We start from the raw sequence: 15,860 nt of genomic DNA, 5'->3' as shown, positions 1-15,860 counted from the left end.
AAATCACCCCAATAATCGCGGTTGAAGGGACATTTTTCCTTACTAACCATGATTGAGGTGTTTATTATGAAACCGATTTTTATTCCGCAAGAAACCTATCAAAATTTTGTAATGGATCAACTCCAAAAACACTATTCAGGTGGTCTCTTAACACTTGTAAATAGGGACTGGCCTGTCATCACTAAACTTTGGATTACTGATCTTTCCGAAATCACCGTACTGTTAGCCGATATTTACGGAAAAAAAGGACCATTACCTCGAGATCCAGCATCCATGATGCGATCTTATCTACTGTTGATTTTAACGAATCCCACCATGAGTATTACGAAATGGGTCGATGAGCTTGTGCGTGTTCCTCTCTATGCCATTCTTAGTGGGTTTGAACCGGGCGATACGCCTGGTGTTGGTACATTTCACGACTTTTTTGACCGCTTATGGGTCTTTGATAAAAAGAACGTCACCCATAAAAAGAAAAGTAAAAGGTCCCGCAAGCGTAAACCCAAAAGAGGAAAGAAAGGGGAAAAGGCGCCTATCTCTAAACCTGGCCGGATAAAGCGATTGGTGGAATGGATCCTCCCTAGACTCGATCATAAAAAGGAACTTCCGTCAGACCGCCTTTTCCACTTCTTTCAAAATCAAATTCTTACCATTTCAGCCAAGTTAGGGTTACTCGGAAATCTGGAACAACTGAACGTTGCCGGCGACGGTACGCCCGTTGTCACTTTATCCCACATCCGAAGCAAGCCCACTTGTAACTGTCGCGCCCAAGGTATAGTGAAATGCAATCATGCCCGCACGCACTCCCAGCCAGACTGTGACAGCGATTGGGATAGTCATCGAGAAAAGTACTTCAACGGGTATCATCTCTACATGATTAATGCATGCGACAGTCCATACGACTTACCCTTATATCCGCGTCTTAATTTAGCTTCTTGCCACGACTCGGTCAGCTTTGTCGTTAGTTGGACTGAATTTTCACAACGATTCAACTTGGGCGCGGTAGATAAAATGCTTCTTGACGCTGCACATGATGCCGAAGCCATTTATCAACTGATTGACCATAAACAGGTGGAACCTATCATAGATCTAAACAAACGGTCCAAGAAAAACATGAAAACGGAAAGTGATATTCAAATTTCACCAGAAGGCGTTCCTATTTGTCCAATCGGGAAAAAGATGAAACCAAACGGCCACGATCACACACAGAATCGCCAAAAATGGCGTTGTCCAATGGCTTGCGGGAAGAAAAACACTTGTAAAACACCTTGTTCCACCGCTAAGTACGGACGAACCTACCATACGCACAGTAAGGATAATCTACGTCTATTCCCGAAAACGTCAAGGGAAACAGATAAATGGAAATTAATCTATAAACGACGCTCTTCCATAGAACGCTCAAACAAGCGAGAGAAGATTGATTATCATTTAGAAGCTGGAAAACATCGGTCAACCATGATGTGGTACATCCGTATTTTTGGAATCATGATTTGTCAGCACATAGACGCTTGGTACGCCCATCAAAAAGATGAACTTGCCTTTCTTAAAGGTCACATTTTTCCTTCCATAGCCTAATCGTAAGATTTTTAAAAAATAGTATAGGTTAGGCTTATTTTGGCATGCACTTTTTTTGAAAATCTTTGAAAATAGACTCTCGTTCATCAAAACATTCGTTATTCCCAGTAATTATTTGGAATTTTGATGGCTTTTCACTTAGAAATTCCGAGAGTATATTGAGAAATATTTTATATTTTCTTTTCCTCTATATTTTTAGAGATTAATATCAACATATTTTGCACATAAAGATATGTAATCAACATCATCGTCCTAATCGTAGTACAATTTCAGTTAATAGTATTTAAACCTTTAGTATGGCAAGTAGATTTCAAGAGTTCTATCTCCTAGAAATCAGGATCACCAAAGTCCTAATAACTTCCACCATGCACCTCCGACAACGAACCATATAACAATATGAATGATGGAGATGATAAATCCAAGTGACCACCATTTGTTTTGGGTTACATACCCAGTTCCAAAGAAAACAGGAGCTGGTCCGCTGCTATAATTGGTTAAACAGCCAAATAAATTACTAAATACAGCTAATAATAGTGCCGAAACAATCGCCGGTGCTCCAGCAGCTACCAAAACAGCTAGGAATGCTGCATACATTGCACTCACATGGGCCGTGTTGCTCGCAAACAAATAGTGGGAGTAGAAGTAAACCATGGATAAGACAACTAATGCCCAAATCCAAGACATGCCGCTTACAGCACCTTGCATTATTTCGCTAAACCATGGAATCATACCTAGTTCATATAGGAAGCTAGCCATCATGACCAAAACAGAGAACCAGATCAATGTATCCCAGGCACCTTCCTCTTTTTTAATATCTGACCATGTCAATACTTGTGTTACAAGCAATGCCCCAAGACCAATAAAAGCAGTTGTAGTTGCGTTTATATTTATATTTGATCCGAAAATCCATAGAACCAGAATTAAAAGAAATATACTGATCATATAAAATTCATTTTTTTTCAATGGTCCCATTTCTTTTAATTTCTGTTCAGCCATCTTTGATGCTGCAGGTGTTTCTTTAATTTCTGGCGGATACAGTATATAGATGACATATGGAATCAAAATTAAGCTAAGCACCCCTGGAACAATTGCAGCTGTGGCCCATTCTATCCAAGATATACGTTGACCAGTAATGTCCCCAGCAATTTGAGCAGCCAGAGGGTTGGCAGCCATTGCAGTCAAGAACATTGCTGACGTAATCATGTCCCCTTGGAAAGATGCTTTTGTTAAAAAAGCACCAATTTTCCTCTCCGTTCCATCACCAACCTTTGATCCGTAAGTTTCAGAAAGAGCGTTGATGATTGGCAGCAAAATACCGCCTGCCCGGGCCGTGTTTGATGGCATCGCGGGTGATAGAATTAAATCGCTGGCAACTAATGAATAGGATAAACCAAGTGTTTTTTTTCCAAATTTTTTAACAAACATATAGGCAACTCTCGTACCTAATCCTGTCTTAATGAAACCTCTCGAAATAAAAAATGCGATGACAATTAGCCAGATAGTTGTATTTTGAAATCCACTGAGAGCCTGATCAATGGAAAGTGTCTGCGTAATGACAGTTGCAGTCAGCGATAGGATTGCTACGCTTCCCATTGGCATTGGCTTAATTATCAAGCCTACAATCGTCGCAACAAAAATTCCGAATAAGTGCCATGCCTGATTAGACAAGCCTTCAGGTGGATTAATAAACCAAATCAAAGCACCAAGAACCAGTGTTACCAATAAAGGAATAAATTTTATTTCTCCTATAGTCTTAGTCGACTTTTGATGTATTTTCGCAATAGGAAAAGCCATTGTTTTACACTCCTTTTACATGTAATTTCATCGCTACAATACAACATAATTAAAGCTAAAATCATATATATCCCAAGAAAAAATAAATTGAATTTTTTCTTACTTAAATTTAGATTATAAATGTGCAGTTATTTTGAATTTTTTTAGTAAATATTTTGTACATAGTTTTCTGATGTGTGATAAATTTAACAACAGCAATTTAATTGTTTTAAACTAGTCACTAGTAATAGGAAATAATAAGGCTTTCTTTTCAGTAGTATCAACTGTACAGTATTTCCTATATTCTTTTTCCGATCTTCGATGTGATTATGAGTACAATGTGCAAATTTGGTACAAACGCTATCTTTTTAGATAAAGCTTTTATTAGAATTTAACTACTTTATAATTTATTAAAAAAGAGGCAAGCACTTTATAGAATGCTTGCCTCTTTTCTCTGTTAATTTTTTATACCATTAATCTAATTAGAAGTCTCTTCATCTCGGTATTTTAGAGTTCCTTTCCTGCGTCTAAACAAAATAAGCAGTATCGCTGTTCCTATTAGAACTAAGGAAATCACTTGGGCCACCCTCAATGAATTAGTCAACATTAGACTATCCGTTCTTAATCCTTCCACAAAAAATCTTCCGATTGAATACCACACCAAATACGAGAGAAATATTTCTCCTCGGTTTAGAGGATATTTACGAAGAACAACCAAAAGAACAAATCCTACAATATCCCACAGTGATTCATACAAAAATGTAGGATGATAGTAAGATCCATTAATATACATTTGATTGATAATAAAATCCGGCAAATAGAAGTTTTCTAAAAAGAGTCTTGTTACTTCGGTTCCGTAGGCCTCCTGATTGAAAAAATTTCCCCACCGTCCGATTGCTTGACCCAGAATGATACTTGGTGCAAGAATGTCAGTAAGTTTCCAAAATGAAACCCCTCTTTTTCTAGTGAAAAATATGGTTGTTATAACTCCACCAATGATTGCTCCATGTATTGCGATGCCACCATTCCAAATGGCAATAATATCTCCTGGATTTTCAGAATAATAGTCCCATTCAAACAATACATAATAAATTCTTGCGCTTATAATGGAAATGGGGATTGCCAAGATTAACAAATCAGCAAATATTTCTTGGGATATTCCTAATTTTTTTGACTCTCTTCGTAATATAAGCCACCCCATTAATATTCCTATCCCTATAATAATACCGTACCAATATACAGTAAACGGCCCAAGTTCAACTGCCACTCTATTTAACGGCTGAATATTCTCCAATTTGTATCTCTCCTCTTTAAAAATACTCTATCTTACCCTTTATAAAACAAAGCCGTTTTCTTCCAAAGGCAATATCTTTTTAAATTATGATTCTTTTTTCACCATTGTTGAAAGAGCGTCAATTTCTTTTTTCAATTTTTCATTTTCTAATTCCAATTTTGACAATTTTGTATCCAAAACTTTTGAATCGGATGTATCATGATCATTTTTATGATGACCATGACCTCCCATTCCTTTCATCATAAAAAGCATCATAATTGGACAGATCAATAATAATAACCATTCCATTCAAATCACTCCTAATCATTTTGTTAATCATACAAATAAAATAAGGAGAAATTATGAAGAAATCAAACACTATAAAGCGAAACTTCCATCAATGGGGGTTTTCTTCTTTTTATTGAACGAAAGGTTTCTATTTATTTACATACAAGTGATTTTTATCGTTTATTTTTTTAATTTGTTAAAAACTTCACAATTTCTGCACCATTCCTTATTATAATCATTTTTGATTACAATAAATGGAGGTATAAAGATGAAGCTTAAATTTACTGCATTATTTGTTTTTCTAATTCTTATATTGGCAGCGTGTTCGGCTAATAAGAGCACAGGTACAGATGAGAATAAAAAAAATCAAGAAAGAACGGAAGAAAACGGAAAAAACACCAAAGTTGAAGAGATGGTAACAACCAATACGAAAACATTGATAGGCAATGAATTTAATCTGGTGGCAAAAAAAGTTTCCCATCAATTAAATAATAAAGTAACTGTGGAAGCTTGGACATTTAACGGTTCTGTTCCAGGTTCCCAAATCCGTGTAAAAGAAGGAGAAAAGGTGAAAATTAATTTTAAAAATGAATTACCTGAGCCTACATCCATTCATTGGCATGGTATTACTGTCCCAAATGAAATGGACGGAATTCCAGGTGTAACACAAAACGCTGTCCAGCCAGGGGAAACCTTTACCTATGAATTTACTGCCTCAGTTCCCGGAACTTATATGTACCATACTCATCAAAATGCTGTAAATCAGTTAGATAAAGGATTATATGGATCTTTTATTGTCGATCCAAAAGAAAAAACATATGACCGAGATTACACCCTGATGCTAGACGAATGGATGAGCAATCCTGATGATTCCAGTATGTCCATGGACGATATGGCAGGTATGAATAATATGGAGAAAAGTACAAAATCAAGTGACCAAAAAAACACTTCGAATAAAAGTATGGCTCATAGCATGAATAATTATGATATTTTTACGATGAACGGGAAAAGCGGTGATGCAATAGAACCGTTAAAAGTAAAAGAAGGAGAAAAGGTTCGAATTCGTTTAGCCAATATCGGCTATTTATCTCACAATATCCACCTTCATGGCCATACCTTTAAAGTAGTGGCTATAGACGGCCAGGAATTGAATGAACCACAGGAAATCAAAAACGAGTTAATTTCGATTGCTCCTGGTGAACGCTATGATATTGAGTTTGTTGCCAATAATCCTGGCAAATGGTATTTGGAGTGCCATGGAAATATGACAGACACAAAAGGAATGAAAACGATGATTCAATATGAAGGAACTAATGAATCAAAGGATCAATCAAATCAAGAGGATAACTTACCTATATTCTCCTATACTAATTACGGCAAAACAAAAAATGATCATTTTTCTTTAGACCAAAAATACGATGTGGAGTATACAATGGATCTTAATGGAAATGACATGGATAATATTTGGACAATCAACGGTAAATCCTTTCCAAATATTGATGGACTTACGGTTAAAAAAGGAGATTTAGTAAAAGTGAAACTAACCAATAGTTCTTCTGCCGATCATCCAATGCATCTCCATGGACACTCTTTTCAAATACTAAGCAAAAATGGAAAGGCATTAGAAGGTGCAGCCATTATAAAAGATACAGTCAATGTGAAACCAGGCGAAGAGTATGTGGTTGCTTTTGAAGCAAATAATCCAGGTAACTGGTTGTTCCATTGCCATGATTTGCATCATGCAACCGCAGGAATGGTAGATATTATTAAATATGATGGATACAAAGCAAACTTTGCGCCGGATCCTAACACAGATAATAAACCTGAATAACCAAACTAGAAAAAGAATACGGTGGGCGTAAGATAGCCACCGTATTCTTTAATTATTTTTATCCTTTTTTGTTCTGATAAAAAATCCTTGTGATATTTTTATTGGTAATAATCCAACAAATGTACTTTACTGTTACATAAATAGCATCATTAGATAATTGCATATAGATTATATTTATTTTCCTTTTAAGTTGACAACATCTCTTTCCCAAGTAAATGATCTTGAAGGAATATTATCAATGTCTTTCAATTGAAGTGTAATACTATCTTTAGATATTGTTCCTTTCCATTTTAGATAACCTACTAAATGATGAGAGTCCTCTTTGATTGGTTCCCATTCAAATTCACCATTTGTATTAACGACTGTTCCAAATGCAAGTTGTACCAGCTTATCCAACTGATATTGTAATACATCTCCAGAGTGAGTATTCATTTCAACTTCAAACACTAACTCATCAGATGTACTTTTATCTGGTAAAAATGTAGTTTTTACAGAAACTGTGCCTTGTATATCTAATCTCGATAAGGAGGATTCAGATTCTTTATCTTTTGTAGAATCGTTTGATTGTGTATTTTCACCTTGCGCTGCGATGGTGTTTTTCTCTGACAATATATTAGGTAGTGCCAACTGCTTTATATAAAACCAACCAATAAATATAATAATAATAAAGGCTCCAACAATCATAAAATACTTATTTTTATTCACTTTTTTTCCTCCTCATAAATTGTTCACCTAGTAATAGTCTCAAAAATTTATGCAGACACAGTTGAAGAAATATGAACAATTTGTGACTCTCTTACGCAAATAGCCTCTTCTTACTCAGAGACTTTATTTCTTATAAAAAATTTATTGACAATAATTTATAGCCTAAATTATTATTAGAAATGAGATTCGTTATCAACTATACACGAGATGAAAAAATATGGTATCCAGCTTTTTATTGGCTTTTCGCGAAGGACTAGAAGCAGCGTTAGTAATTGGAATTATACTTGCACAATTAATAAAAATGGATCGTAAATCATTATCAAAATATGTTCATTTTGGAGTAGTTTTTGGCTTTATAGTATGTGCAGTTGGAGGTTACATCGTTTTTAGTTTCTTTAAAGAAATAGAGGAGTCCTCTGAAGTATTTTTAGGAGGATATATGAAATTGATAGCTGCAGGATTAATTGCCTATTTCCTCACGGTCAACATTAATTTCTTCATCTAATTGAGCTTGGTAGCATCTTGTTTCAACACGAACGACCTTCTTTTCGAACTTCTTTTTATTGAAATTCGCTTTAACATGGGTAGAATAAAAGCTACGGAGGGATCAACCAATCCTTTATTCATCGCTTCCTTTTTCCTTATACTCTATGGGTTGATATGGGTCGGTACTTGATGACATAAAAATAGATACGGGCCCTTTAGTTTTCGCACGCCCAAGTTCTTTTCTTAATAAACTAGATGCCCCGTTTTTAATATCAACCCATTCTCCCTCTCTAAAGAGAGTCAGGCATTTGGTGTACATAACAACAATAGGAACAACCAAACGAGCAGCTCGCATAAGGGTTTAGTGAATGTGTATATCCCAAAAGAAAGCCAGTACCTTTATGAAGAATTGTTTTTGGGTACTTATAGAGTAAGTCACTTTTCAGAATGAACCCCTCTCATTCTTTGCAGGGCAAATCTCATTCATTATTGGATATCTCGTTTTTCCATAACCAAAAGTTTTGTCTTCATTTCTAAACCACCACGATAACCAGTTAATGATCCATTTTTCCCTATTACACGATGACAAGGTATTGTGATTAAAATTGGATTAGCCCCAATTGCTATCCCAACGGCACGAACAGCAGCAGGGTTATTTATATCGTTTGCAATGTCGGAATAAGACTTTGTCTGCCCATATGGAATCTGACAAAGAGCATTCCATATTGCAATCTGAAATGGTGTTCCATTGTAATCAAATGGAACAGTGAAAGTTTTCCGTTTGCCTTCTAAATACTCCATGACTTCAACTGCATAAGGTCTAAGCTTTTTATAGTCTTCAAAAAGGAGACTCCCTGGAAAACGTTTCTTAGCCCACTCAGACAATTCATCGAATGGTTTGTTCTGTGAGCCAACATAGCATAACCCTTTAGATGTGGATGCTATATAAAAATTCCAATCTTCATAACACAGCAAAGACCAATAAAATTCTGGCTTATTCTTTAATTCCATTCTTCATTTCCTCCATATTATTTTTTTGACGATGCAGCTGACGATATTGTGCTGGTGTATACCCCGTTTTCTTTTTAAATAAAGAAATAAAATAGGGTGTGTTAGCCATACCTACACATACGGAGATATCTGCAATAGCTTTATTTGTTTGTATTAAATACTTTTTTGCCACGTTTAATCGAACCTGTTGTATATATTCAGTGGACGTAATACCTTTCATTTTTTTAAATGTTCGATGCAAATGATAGGGACTCCCATGACTCATATCCGCTAGCGTATCTAGCGTTATTTTTTCTGTAAAATGTTTATCAATGAATTCAGTAACAAGTGTAATCCATTCATTATCAGGCAATCTCTCATTAGTAGGCTTGCAGCGTTTACAAGGACGAAAATTTGCTTTGAGAGCTTGTTCGGCATTTTGAAATAACCGTACATTTTCTTTTTTGAGAATGCGAGATTTGCATGATGGTTTACAAAAAATCCCCGTTGTTTTAACAGCATAAAAAAACTGGTCATTGTACGAAGCGTCATTGTCTATTATTGCTTGCCACTTTTCGTCTGTCATTATTCCAATATCATTTAACACGTCATGTTCATGATTCATATAAAATCGATTGTTGATATTGTCCTTCATATATCTCACCTCTTCTACATTATATCCTCTATGAATTCAGAATGTATGATTCCGGGAATAAAATAGCAAGATATTGAAATTGAACATTTATTTAGAATCGTGAAAAATGATTCCAAGACCGTTTCGTTCACCAGAAGTAATTGTACTTACACCGTGACGAACCGTATATTTATAATATCCTTTTTTACCAATTTCAAAAAGAGAAATCCTTAAAAAAGTGCACTTTAGGTCTACTATTGTCAAGCTATGTGAGGTAACATCAGCTCCGAGGAGTAAACTTTGATAAAAAAATGTGAAAGATGTTAAAGTAACTTATTCACATGTAAAAATTTACCATTGTCATTTTCGTCCTTTTTACCAAAAAAGACAAGCCAATTTCGTCATTTCCATTGTGAAATTGTGGATAACTACTTTTCTCTTTCCCAACACCACATCCTTTTGTTATAATTATGGCACTAGGTAAATCTAATTTGCATTGGTTTTCCCAGTTGTACTATATCCTCGTTTGTTAGTGTTTGCCCGCGCAAGGCTTCTAACAGTCGCGAGGATATTTCTTTTACCGTTTTTTTGACGCGCTTCAATGCTTTCGACCCTTGCTCATGAAGCACCATTATGATTTCTGTAATCTGGGCCAATAAATAATGATTTTTCATGGCATTGTAATTTTTACTGCTTGCGTGTTGAATGTGATAGCGTAGGTTTTTTTGTCTGTTAAATCCCTCGTTTTCTATTTTCCAACGGCTTCGTCCAGTGTTAACGAGCCTTTTGGCATTCTTTTTTGTGATTTTTATGTTGGTAAGGAAAAGAAACTTTTGTTTTCCCTTTTTCGTCTCCATTTCGTATTCCAGCACACTTTGTTGATGTTCCCTATAAACAATTCCGTTCACCCAAGTAATTCTTCCTTGTTGGCTATCTTCATTTATATTCAAGACATTGTCTTCCATATTTTTTAATACCTGAAACTCACTGGCAATACTTTTGATGCGATCTTCCTTGAATCGAAATAAATAGTTCCACTTATATTTCTTGCATTGGTTAAAGACCTTTTCACACGCATAAAGACTATCGGCAATGATACAGATGGGCAGCCGTTTGAATGTGTCTTTAAGTCTTGTAGCCAATCGATAAAAAGCATTTAGTTCACAATCTTGTTTCTCCACGTCTTCCGATTCATTTTCAATAAATTCTGAGTCAACACTCAGCACCATATCTCCAACAACCAATTTAGCTTCTAGGACGTGATGCATATAGATGGTCTTTGTTTTTTCTTCACCCGTTTCCTTATCCTTTTCCTTGTAATTTCGTCTCAAGCAGTGGTCACAATGCTTTTCATTAAACGTGAAAATGCCTGTACCATCAATGATAACGCCCCAATATTTCCCCTCAATCCGATAAGAATCAAAGCACCTCTTTTTCAATAATTCTTTGATCATGTACGTTCGGATATGTTCAAGTTCTGCTGGTTTCAACCGAGAAAGAAAATTATTGATTGTGTCATAGTGGGGTAATTCTTCCAAATGTTCAATCCCTAAAATTTTTCCTATATTTTCAATGCACTCGTCCTTGTTGAATTCATTCGTCATTTCACGCATGCTTTTTAGATTACAGGTGTTTTTTAAAATAACCATCATCAAAAGGACTTCTGGGTCATAAATGGTATAGCCCTGGTGTCTTGGATCCTTTACTTTTTTAAGCAACTTATTAAAATCTTTAAAAAAGTGTTTCTGCGTTTTCAGAAACTCGAATAAAAAGTTTATCCCTTTTTCTTTATCACGTTTGTCTTTTCTAGTTATCATAAAAAAAATCCTCCCAAATATCAATATAATAGGGTTTTGTATATCCTAATTATCCTATATTTGGCGAGTGTTAGGTGGAATTATCTCGAAAAACTTTTACTCTTCAGAGCTGAGGTAACATTCATACAGCCCGTTAATATATGATGATGAAATCTTTCTTTAGCTTATAAGCAGAATTAATTCTTTATTTCTTCTATTCTGCTCTTCCTCAGATGCTAAATCATATTTTTTTAAAAGATGAAATAGTATGTTTAATATTTGCTGTGAATGATTTTTTTTTAGAAAGCTATATAAATCTTCAACTAAAGATTCAGGTAGTAAGTTTTGTTGAATCTCAAGCTTTTTAACTACACTTTCGTAAGAATGGTCTATATTGCATTTTCCCATAAGAATCCCTCCATAACTATTTCGTGCATCAAATAAATGAAAAAAGAATCCATTTCTGATAAGGTTAAAACAACAACGAAATAACCACAGAAAGGATTCTTATAATGGCTACTTTACCGCAATTAACGCTAGATTTCAATCGTCAAATAAAAATAACAAATAACAAATAATGGAGGTGCTCTTTCTTCGGATACAGGTGAACTTTTGTTTAGAGAGTTCGATGAAAAAATCGATTTCTCTAAGACATTGGCGAAACACTTACACTTGAAAGACACGAGAGCCTACTATGTCCATTCCAATGAAAATCTACCTTGTCAAAAGATTTATCAAATGATTGCTGGATATACCGAAGATGATGCAGCTGATTATTTAACCGAAGATCCTGTATTTACTGAAATCCTTGGAACGCCTGCCTTAGCTTCCCAACCTAGTTTATCTCGATTTTTTAAACGATTTGATACCGAATCCATCGAGCAATTGGGGCATGCCAATCAGGAACTACTCGATAAAGTTCATTCGTATAGAGAATCGAAGGCACTCATCTTGGATTTGGATTCTACTCATGCCGATACCTACGGATGCCAAGAATCTTCGGCGTACAATGCTCATTATGGAACAGTTGGTTTTCATCCTTTCGTTGCCTTTGACGGCGTAACGGGCGATTTTTTAAAAGCTCAATTACGCCCAGGAAATGTCTATACATCTAACGGTGTGGTGGCATTCATTCAACCACTGATCGAACATTACAAGGAGATATTTCCTGAGACATCCCAGTTTCTTCGTGGGGACAGTGGTTTTGCGGTTCCTGCTTTGTATGATTTATGCGAAAGGGAATCGGTTTATTATGTGATTCGTCTGAAATCAAATGCTACGCTTCAAAAAATAGCACAAGAATATTATCCATCTTCTAACATCACCAATGTGACAAAAACAGAATGTTACCTGAATTATTCATAGAAATTCAAAGATCACTTACGAACCCTTGTATATCAAGGGATTCAGCTGTGTTAGTCATGCATCAAATAAATGAAAAAAGAACCCATTTCTGTTACAGTTAAAGTACGAACAAATAACCAACAGAAAGGGTTCTTATAATGGCTACTTTACCGCAAATAACACTAGATTTCAATCGTCAAATTAAGTTGTCTAATGATGGAGGTGCTCTATCATCCGATACGGGTGAATTCTTGTTTAGAGAATTCGATGAGAAAATTGGTTGCTTCTCCACATTGGAGAAGCATTTAGAGCTAAAGGACGACAGACGTTACTTTGTTCATTCAAATGAGCAATTAGCTTCGTCAAAAAATCTATCAAATCATTGCTGGATATCCTGAAGATGACGCTGCTGATCAATTGACGAACGATCCTGTTTTTACACAAATTGTTGACACAAATGCGTTAGCTTCTCAACCCAGTTTGTCTCGTCTGTTCCCACGATTTGATAACCAATCCATCAAACAATTAAATCAAGCAAACCAAGAACTTTTGGACAACGTACATCAATTTAGAGATTCCAAAGCAATCATTCTGGATTTGGATTCCACCCATGCGGATACATACGGAGACCAAGAAGCTACAGCTTTCAACACGCATTATGGGACCATCGGTTTTCACCCATTGGTTGCGTTCGATGGCGTAACAGGTGATTTTATAAAGGGTAAACTGCGACCAGGCAATGTCTATACTTCCAACGGTGTTGTGGATTTTGTACAACCACTCATCAGCCATTACAATGAAAAGTTTCCAGAGACGATACCATTCTTACGTGGAGATAGTGGTTTTGCTGTTCCGGCTTTGTATGAGCTTTGTGAAGAGGAATCCGTTTATTATGTCATTCGTTTGAAATCCAATGCAAACTTGCAGCGACTTGCCGACGAACTTCATCCCTCAACCACACCAACCGACGTGACAAAGTCGGAATGCTATTATGAGGAAACCGAATATCAAGCAAAATCATGGTCCAAACCAAGAAAAGTGATCATCCAATCTGTTCGTCCGGCTGGCGAATTGTTTTTTACGCATGCATTCTTTGTAACGAACTTGATAGATGCATTCTCTCCAAAAGACATTGTTCGATCCTACCAAAAAAGAGGAACGATGGAGAACTATATCAAGGAAGCAAAAAATGGTTTTTACCTGGATCGAATGAGCAGCCATAACTTTGAGACAAACGAAGTAAGGATGATGCTAAGTTTGTTAGCGTATAACCTAACGAATTGGTTACGCACACTTTGTTTTCCAGAAGAACAGAAAAACATGCAAATTCAGACGATACGAACAAGGATCGTTAAAGTTGCCAGTAAATTGGTGAAATCAGGACGATCCTTTTACTTTAAATTATCTTCCAGCTTTGTGTATCAATCGTTTTTCTGGAAGGTACTACAACGAATTCAGAGCCTCAAGCTAGAATGAACCACAAATAATGATCATCCTAACATTTTTTAAAGGCCTCCTTCAAACCAAGGGAGAAGTATGTCCAAAAGTGGCCATTTTTTAGTGCTACTAACTGTACCTCATGATAATTATCATAATCACACCCTATTTTTAAATAACACAACAGAAAAATGCTTGGCTTCGATGTCAAATCAAGCTTTTATTTGGATGTATGAATAATTCAGGTATATATTGTTTGATTTCTCTGGATAAAAAAACTGGTAAAAATACCCATTTACAGACCTATTAACTATTTAATAATCCTATCAAATATACATACTCAAAAAGGAATGGTGAATTTTGAAAATTAGTTTGATAAAGACAGTATTCTAGTAGAAATAGGATAATGTAGCTATCAGCATTTTGAAATGAGATGAAATTAATGTGAAGTTAATAAAAAGCACGTGGAGAAAATAAAAAAGAATGAATTTGTATGAGAGAATTAAAGAAATATAGGATGTTTTTCTCTATGATTTTGGGAATAAGTTTAGGTTTAGCAACTAAACGGAAGTCAGTTAGCAGACTTGCCCCGCCTAGCTAGTGAACATGCCCGGCAACTAAATCAAAACCACCAGTGTGAATGTACTGCACCCCAAAAGTTAGAGTATAGAATCTAACTTTTGGGGTGTAGTACAGCATAGCCAGAGGTTTTCTATACCACTTAATAAGCAACAACCAATTTTTTAATTGTTTGTTGCTCTTTTTACTTATTTATCTACTCCATTTGCTAATTCTGCTAGAAAACGATCTCCTGAAATCTCCATCTTATAGAGCGCTTCGTTCAGGTTTGCATAAAAAATGGGATCCCTAGCTTTTTAGTTTTTTATAGTTGAACAAATGTTGCTAGCAAGTTCCAAATTGCATGGGCTATTATGGGAATCCAAATATTATTAAAACGAATTGCTAAAAAACCTAATCCAAATCCTAACCAAACCATTTGAAAAGGATTACTATGGATGCTCGCAAAAAGTATGGAAGAAACGATTAGCATTAGATATTGGATTCTTTTTGAAGGAACCAATATCAAAAGACCTCTATACAATAGCTCCTCTTGTATAGGAACTAGAACGGCAACTCGAAATAATACTATTAATAAATGAAATGGATGAAGCTGTGGCATTTTAATCATACCAAAAGAACCTGGAAAACCCATTGAAGCTTGCTTTAAAATAACTACTGCTACTAAAACGAAGAAGATCCATACATAACTTTTCTTATCTTTAAGTAGGGTAATGTTAAATAAATGTTTATACTGTTTTCCACAAACAAGGAATAATACAATAACAAATCCTATAACCACTATTCGATTCTCGATTTTAAAAGTTAATGACTCAGGAATATCTTTAAGAAAAAAAATAAATTTCGGAAATTTTAAGTTTTCGAGTAAAAAAGAAATTAAGGTTATACTTATCAATAGAATCGCTTTTTTTAGCATAGATAAATTCAACGCTGATTACTCCTCTCTTATATTTCTTATACTAACTCATTTCATTTAATTTCCCAACAACTTACTTTTCCAATCCTTTTATACGTTATTAAACATAAAAAAAACTATAGATACAATCTACAGTTCAAGATAAACGCCAAGTTTGAAGCAATAGTCTGCCTAAAGTTTTTTGAAGCATAACATTGCCAAAGCGGCGAACTTATAATTCAAGTCACATAGACTGT

Annotated in this window: 12 protein-coding genes and 5 pseudogenes; 5 read left to right on the top strand and 12 right to left on the bottom strand. The window is 35.3% G+C overall.

The features are described 5' to 3' along the window. Nucleotides 1-66 precede the first annotated feature (66 nt). Nucleotides 67-1,572 carry a transposase gene (locus AC5LWL_RS05590; protein ID WP_493433398.1) on the top strand — a complete coding sequence of 502 codons (1,506 nt, stop codon included), beginning with the start codon at nucleotides 67-69 and terminating at the stop codon, nucleotides 1,570-1,572. 339 nt (nucleotides 1,573-1,911) lie between these two features. Here AC5LWL_RS05590 and AC5LWL_RS05585 read toward each other — a convergent pair whose 3' ends face one another. From AC5LWL_RS05585 to AC5LWL_RS05575, 3 genes are all read right to left on the bottom strand, one after another. Next, nucleotides 1,912-3,366, bottom strand: a complete 1,455-nt coding sequence (locus tag AC5LWL_RS05585; RefSeq protein WP_493433397.1) for an anion permease — start codon at nucleotides 3,364-3,366, stop codon at nucleotides 1,912-1,914. A gap of 457 nt (nucleotides 3,367-3,823) precedes the next feature. Then, nucleotides 3,824-4,639, bottom strand: a complete 816-nt coding sequence (lgt, locus tag AC5LWL_RS05580) for a prolipoprotein diacylglyceryl transferase (protein WP_493433396.1) — start codon at nucleotides 4,637-4,639, stop codon at nucleotides 3,824-3,826. A gap of 84 nt (nucleotides 4,640-4,723) precedes the next feature. After that, the gene (locus tag AC5LWL_RS05575) at nucleotides 4,724-4,927 is read right to left on the bottom strand and encodes a DUF2933 domain-containing protein (protein ID WP_493433395.1); all 204 of its coding nucleotides are present in this window, start codon (nucleotides 4,925-4,927) and stop codon (nucleotides 4,724-4,726) included. A gap of 247 nt (nucleotides 4,928-5,174) precedes the next feature. On the opposite strand from AC5LWL_RS05575, the gene AC5LWL_RS05570 reads away from it, so the two are divergent. Then, nucleotides 5,175-6,737, top strand: a complete 1,563-nt coding sequence (locus AC5LWL_RS05570) for a multicopper oxidase family protein (RefSeq protein WP_493433394.1) — start codon at nucleotides 5,175-5,177, stop codon at nucleotides 6,735-6,737. A 174-nt stretch (nucleotides 6,738-6,911) separates the two neighbouring features. Here the strand turns inward: AC5LWL_RS05570 and AC5LWL_RS05565 are convergent, their stop codons facing one another. Further along, the gene (locus AC5LWL_RS05565; RefSeq protein WP_493433393.1) at nucleotides 6,912-7,442 is read right to left on the bottom strand and encodes a hypothetical protein; all 531 of its coding nucleotides are present in this window, start codon (nucleotides 7,440-7,442) and stop codon (nucleotides 6,912-6,914) included. A 217-nt stretch (nucleotides 7,443-7,659) separates the two neighbouring features. Here AC5LWL_RS05565 and AC5LWL_RS05560 point away from each other — a divergent pair, with 217 nt between their 5' ends. Next, nucleotides 7,660-7,947, top strand: a complete 288-nt coding sequence (locus AC5LWL_RS05560) for an FTR1 family protein (RefSeq protein ID WP_493433392.1) — start codon at nucleotides 7,660-7,662, stop codon at nucleotides 7,945-7,947. On the opposite strand, the pseudogene AC5LWL_RS05555 reads toward AC5LWL_RS05560, so the two are convergent. The 7 genes and pseudogenes from AC5LWL_RS05555 to AC5LWL_RS05525 form a co-directional block, all read right to left on the bottom strand. Next, a pseudogene (locus AC5LWL_RS05555) lies at nucleotides 7,909-8,078 on the bottom strand (IS5/IS1182 family transposase); the annotation flags it as partial. The gene AC5LWL_RS05560 and the pseudogene AC5LWL_RS05555 overlap by 39 nt on opposite strands. Beyond that, a pseudogene (locus AC5LWL_RS05550) lies at nucleotides 8,077-8,374 on the bottom strand (radical SAM protein); the annotation flags it as partial. The pseudogenes AC5LWL_RS05555 and AC5LWL_RS05550, both read right to left, overlap by 2 nt. Nucleotides 8,375-8,414: 40 nt before the next feature. Beyond that, on the bottom strand, nucleotides 8,415-8,939 hold the full coding sequence (locus AC5LWL_RS05545; RefSeq protein WP_493433391.1) for a methylated-DNA--[protein]-cysteine S-methyltransferase: 525 nt from the start codon (nucleotides 8,937-8,939) through the stop codon (nucleotides 8,415-8,417). After that, entirely contained in the window at nucleotides 8,923-9,573 is a 651-nt protein-coding gene (locus AC5LWL_RS05540; protein ID WP_493433390.1) for a bifunctional transcriptional activator/DNA repair enzyme AdaA, read from the bottom strand. Before AC5LWL_RS05540 ends, AC5LWL_RS05545 begins: the two co-directional genes overlap by 17 nt. An 87-nt stretch (nucleotides 9,574-9,660) precedes the next feature. Then, nucleotides 9,661-9,765: pseudogene (locus tag AC5LWL_RS05535) on the bottom strand (2OG-Fe(II) oxygenase); the annotation flags it as partial. Between the two features lie 263 nt (nucleotides 9,766-10,028). Continuing rightward, nucleotides 10,029-11,369, bottom strand: coding sequence for a transposase family protein (locus AC5LWL_RS05530; RefSeq protein ID WP_493432582.1), 1,341 nt, complete (start codon nucleotides 11,367-11,369; stop codon nucleotides 10,029-10,031). Nucleotides 11,370-11,528: 159 nt separating this feature from the next. Next, nucleotides 11,529-11,756, bottom strand: a complete 228-nt coding sequence (locus AC5LWL_RS05525) for a hypothetical protein (protein WP_493433389.1) — start codon at nucleotides 11,754-11,756, stop codon at nucleotides 11,529-11,531. A gap of 104 nt (nucleotides 11,757-11,860) precedes the next feature. Between AC5LWL_RS05525 and AC5LWL_RS05520 the strand changes: the two are divergent. Continuing rightward, nucleotides 11,861-12,698, top strand: a pseudogene (locus AC5LWL_RS05520) (IS1380 family transposase); the annotation flags it as partial. 152 nt (nucleotides 12,699-12,850) lie between these two features. Next, nucleotides 12,851-14,168, top strand: a pseudogene (locus AC5LWL_RS05515) (IS1380 family transposase). An 844-nt stretch (nucleotides 14,169-15,012) separates the two neighbouring features. Here AC5LWL_RS05515 and AC5LWL_RS05510 read toward each other — a convergent pair. Beyond that, nucleotides 15,013-15,636 carry a CPBP family intramembrane glutamic endopeptidase gene (locus AC5LWL_RS05510; RefSeq protein WP_493433388.1) on the bottom strand — a complete coding sequence of 208 codons (624 nt, stop codon included), beginning with the start codon at nucleotides 15,634-15,636 and terminating at the stop codon, nucleotides 15,013-15,015. Nucleotides 15,637-15,860 lie beyond the last annotated feature (224 nt).

The sequence above is a fragment of the Niallia sp. WK069_GA_01 genome, assembly GCF_983173855.1.
The sequence above is the reverse complement of the archived record's forward strand: the minus strand, read 5'-3'. Positions and strand labels throughout refer to the sequence as shown.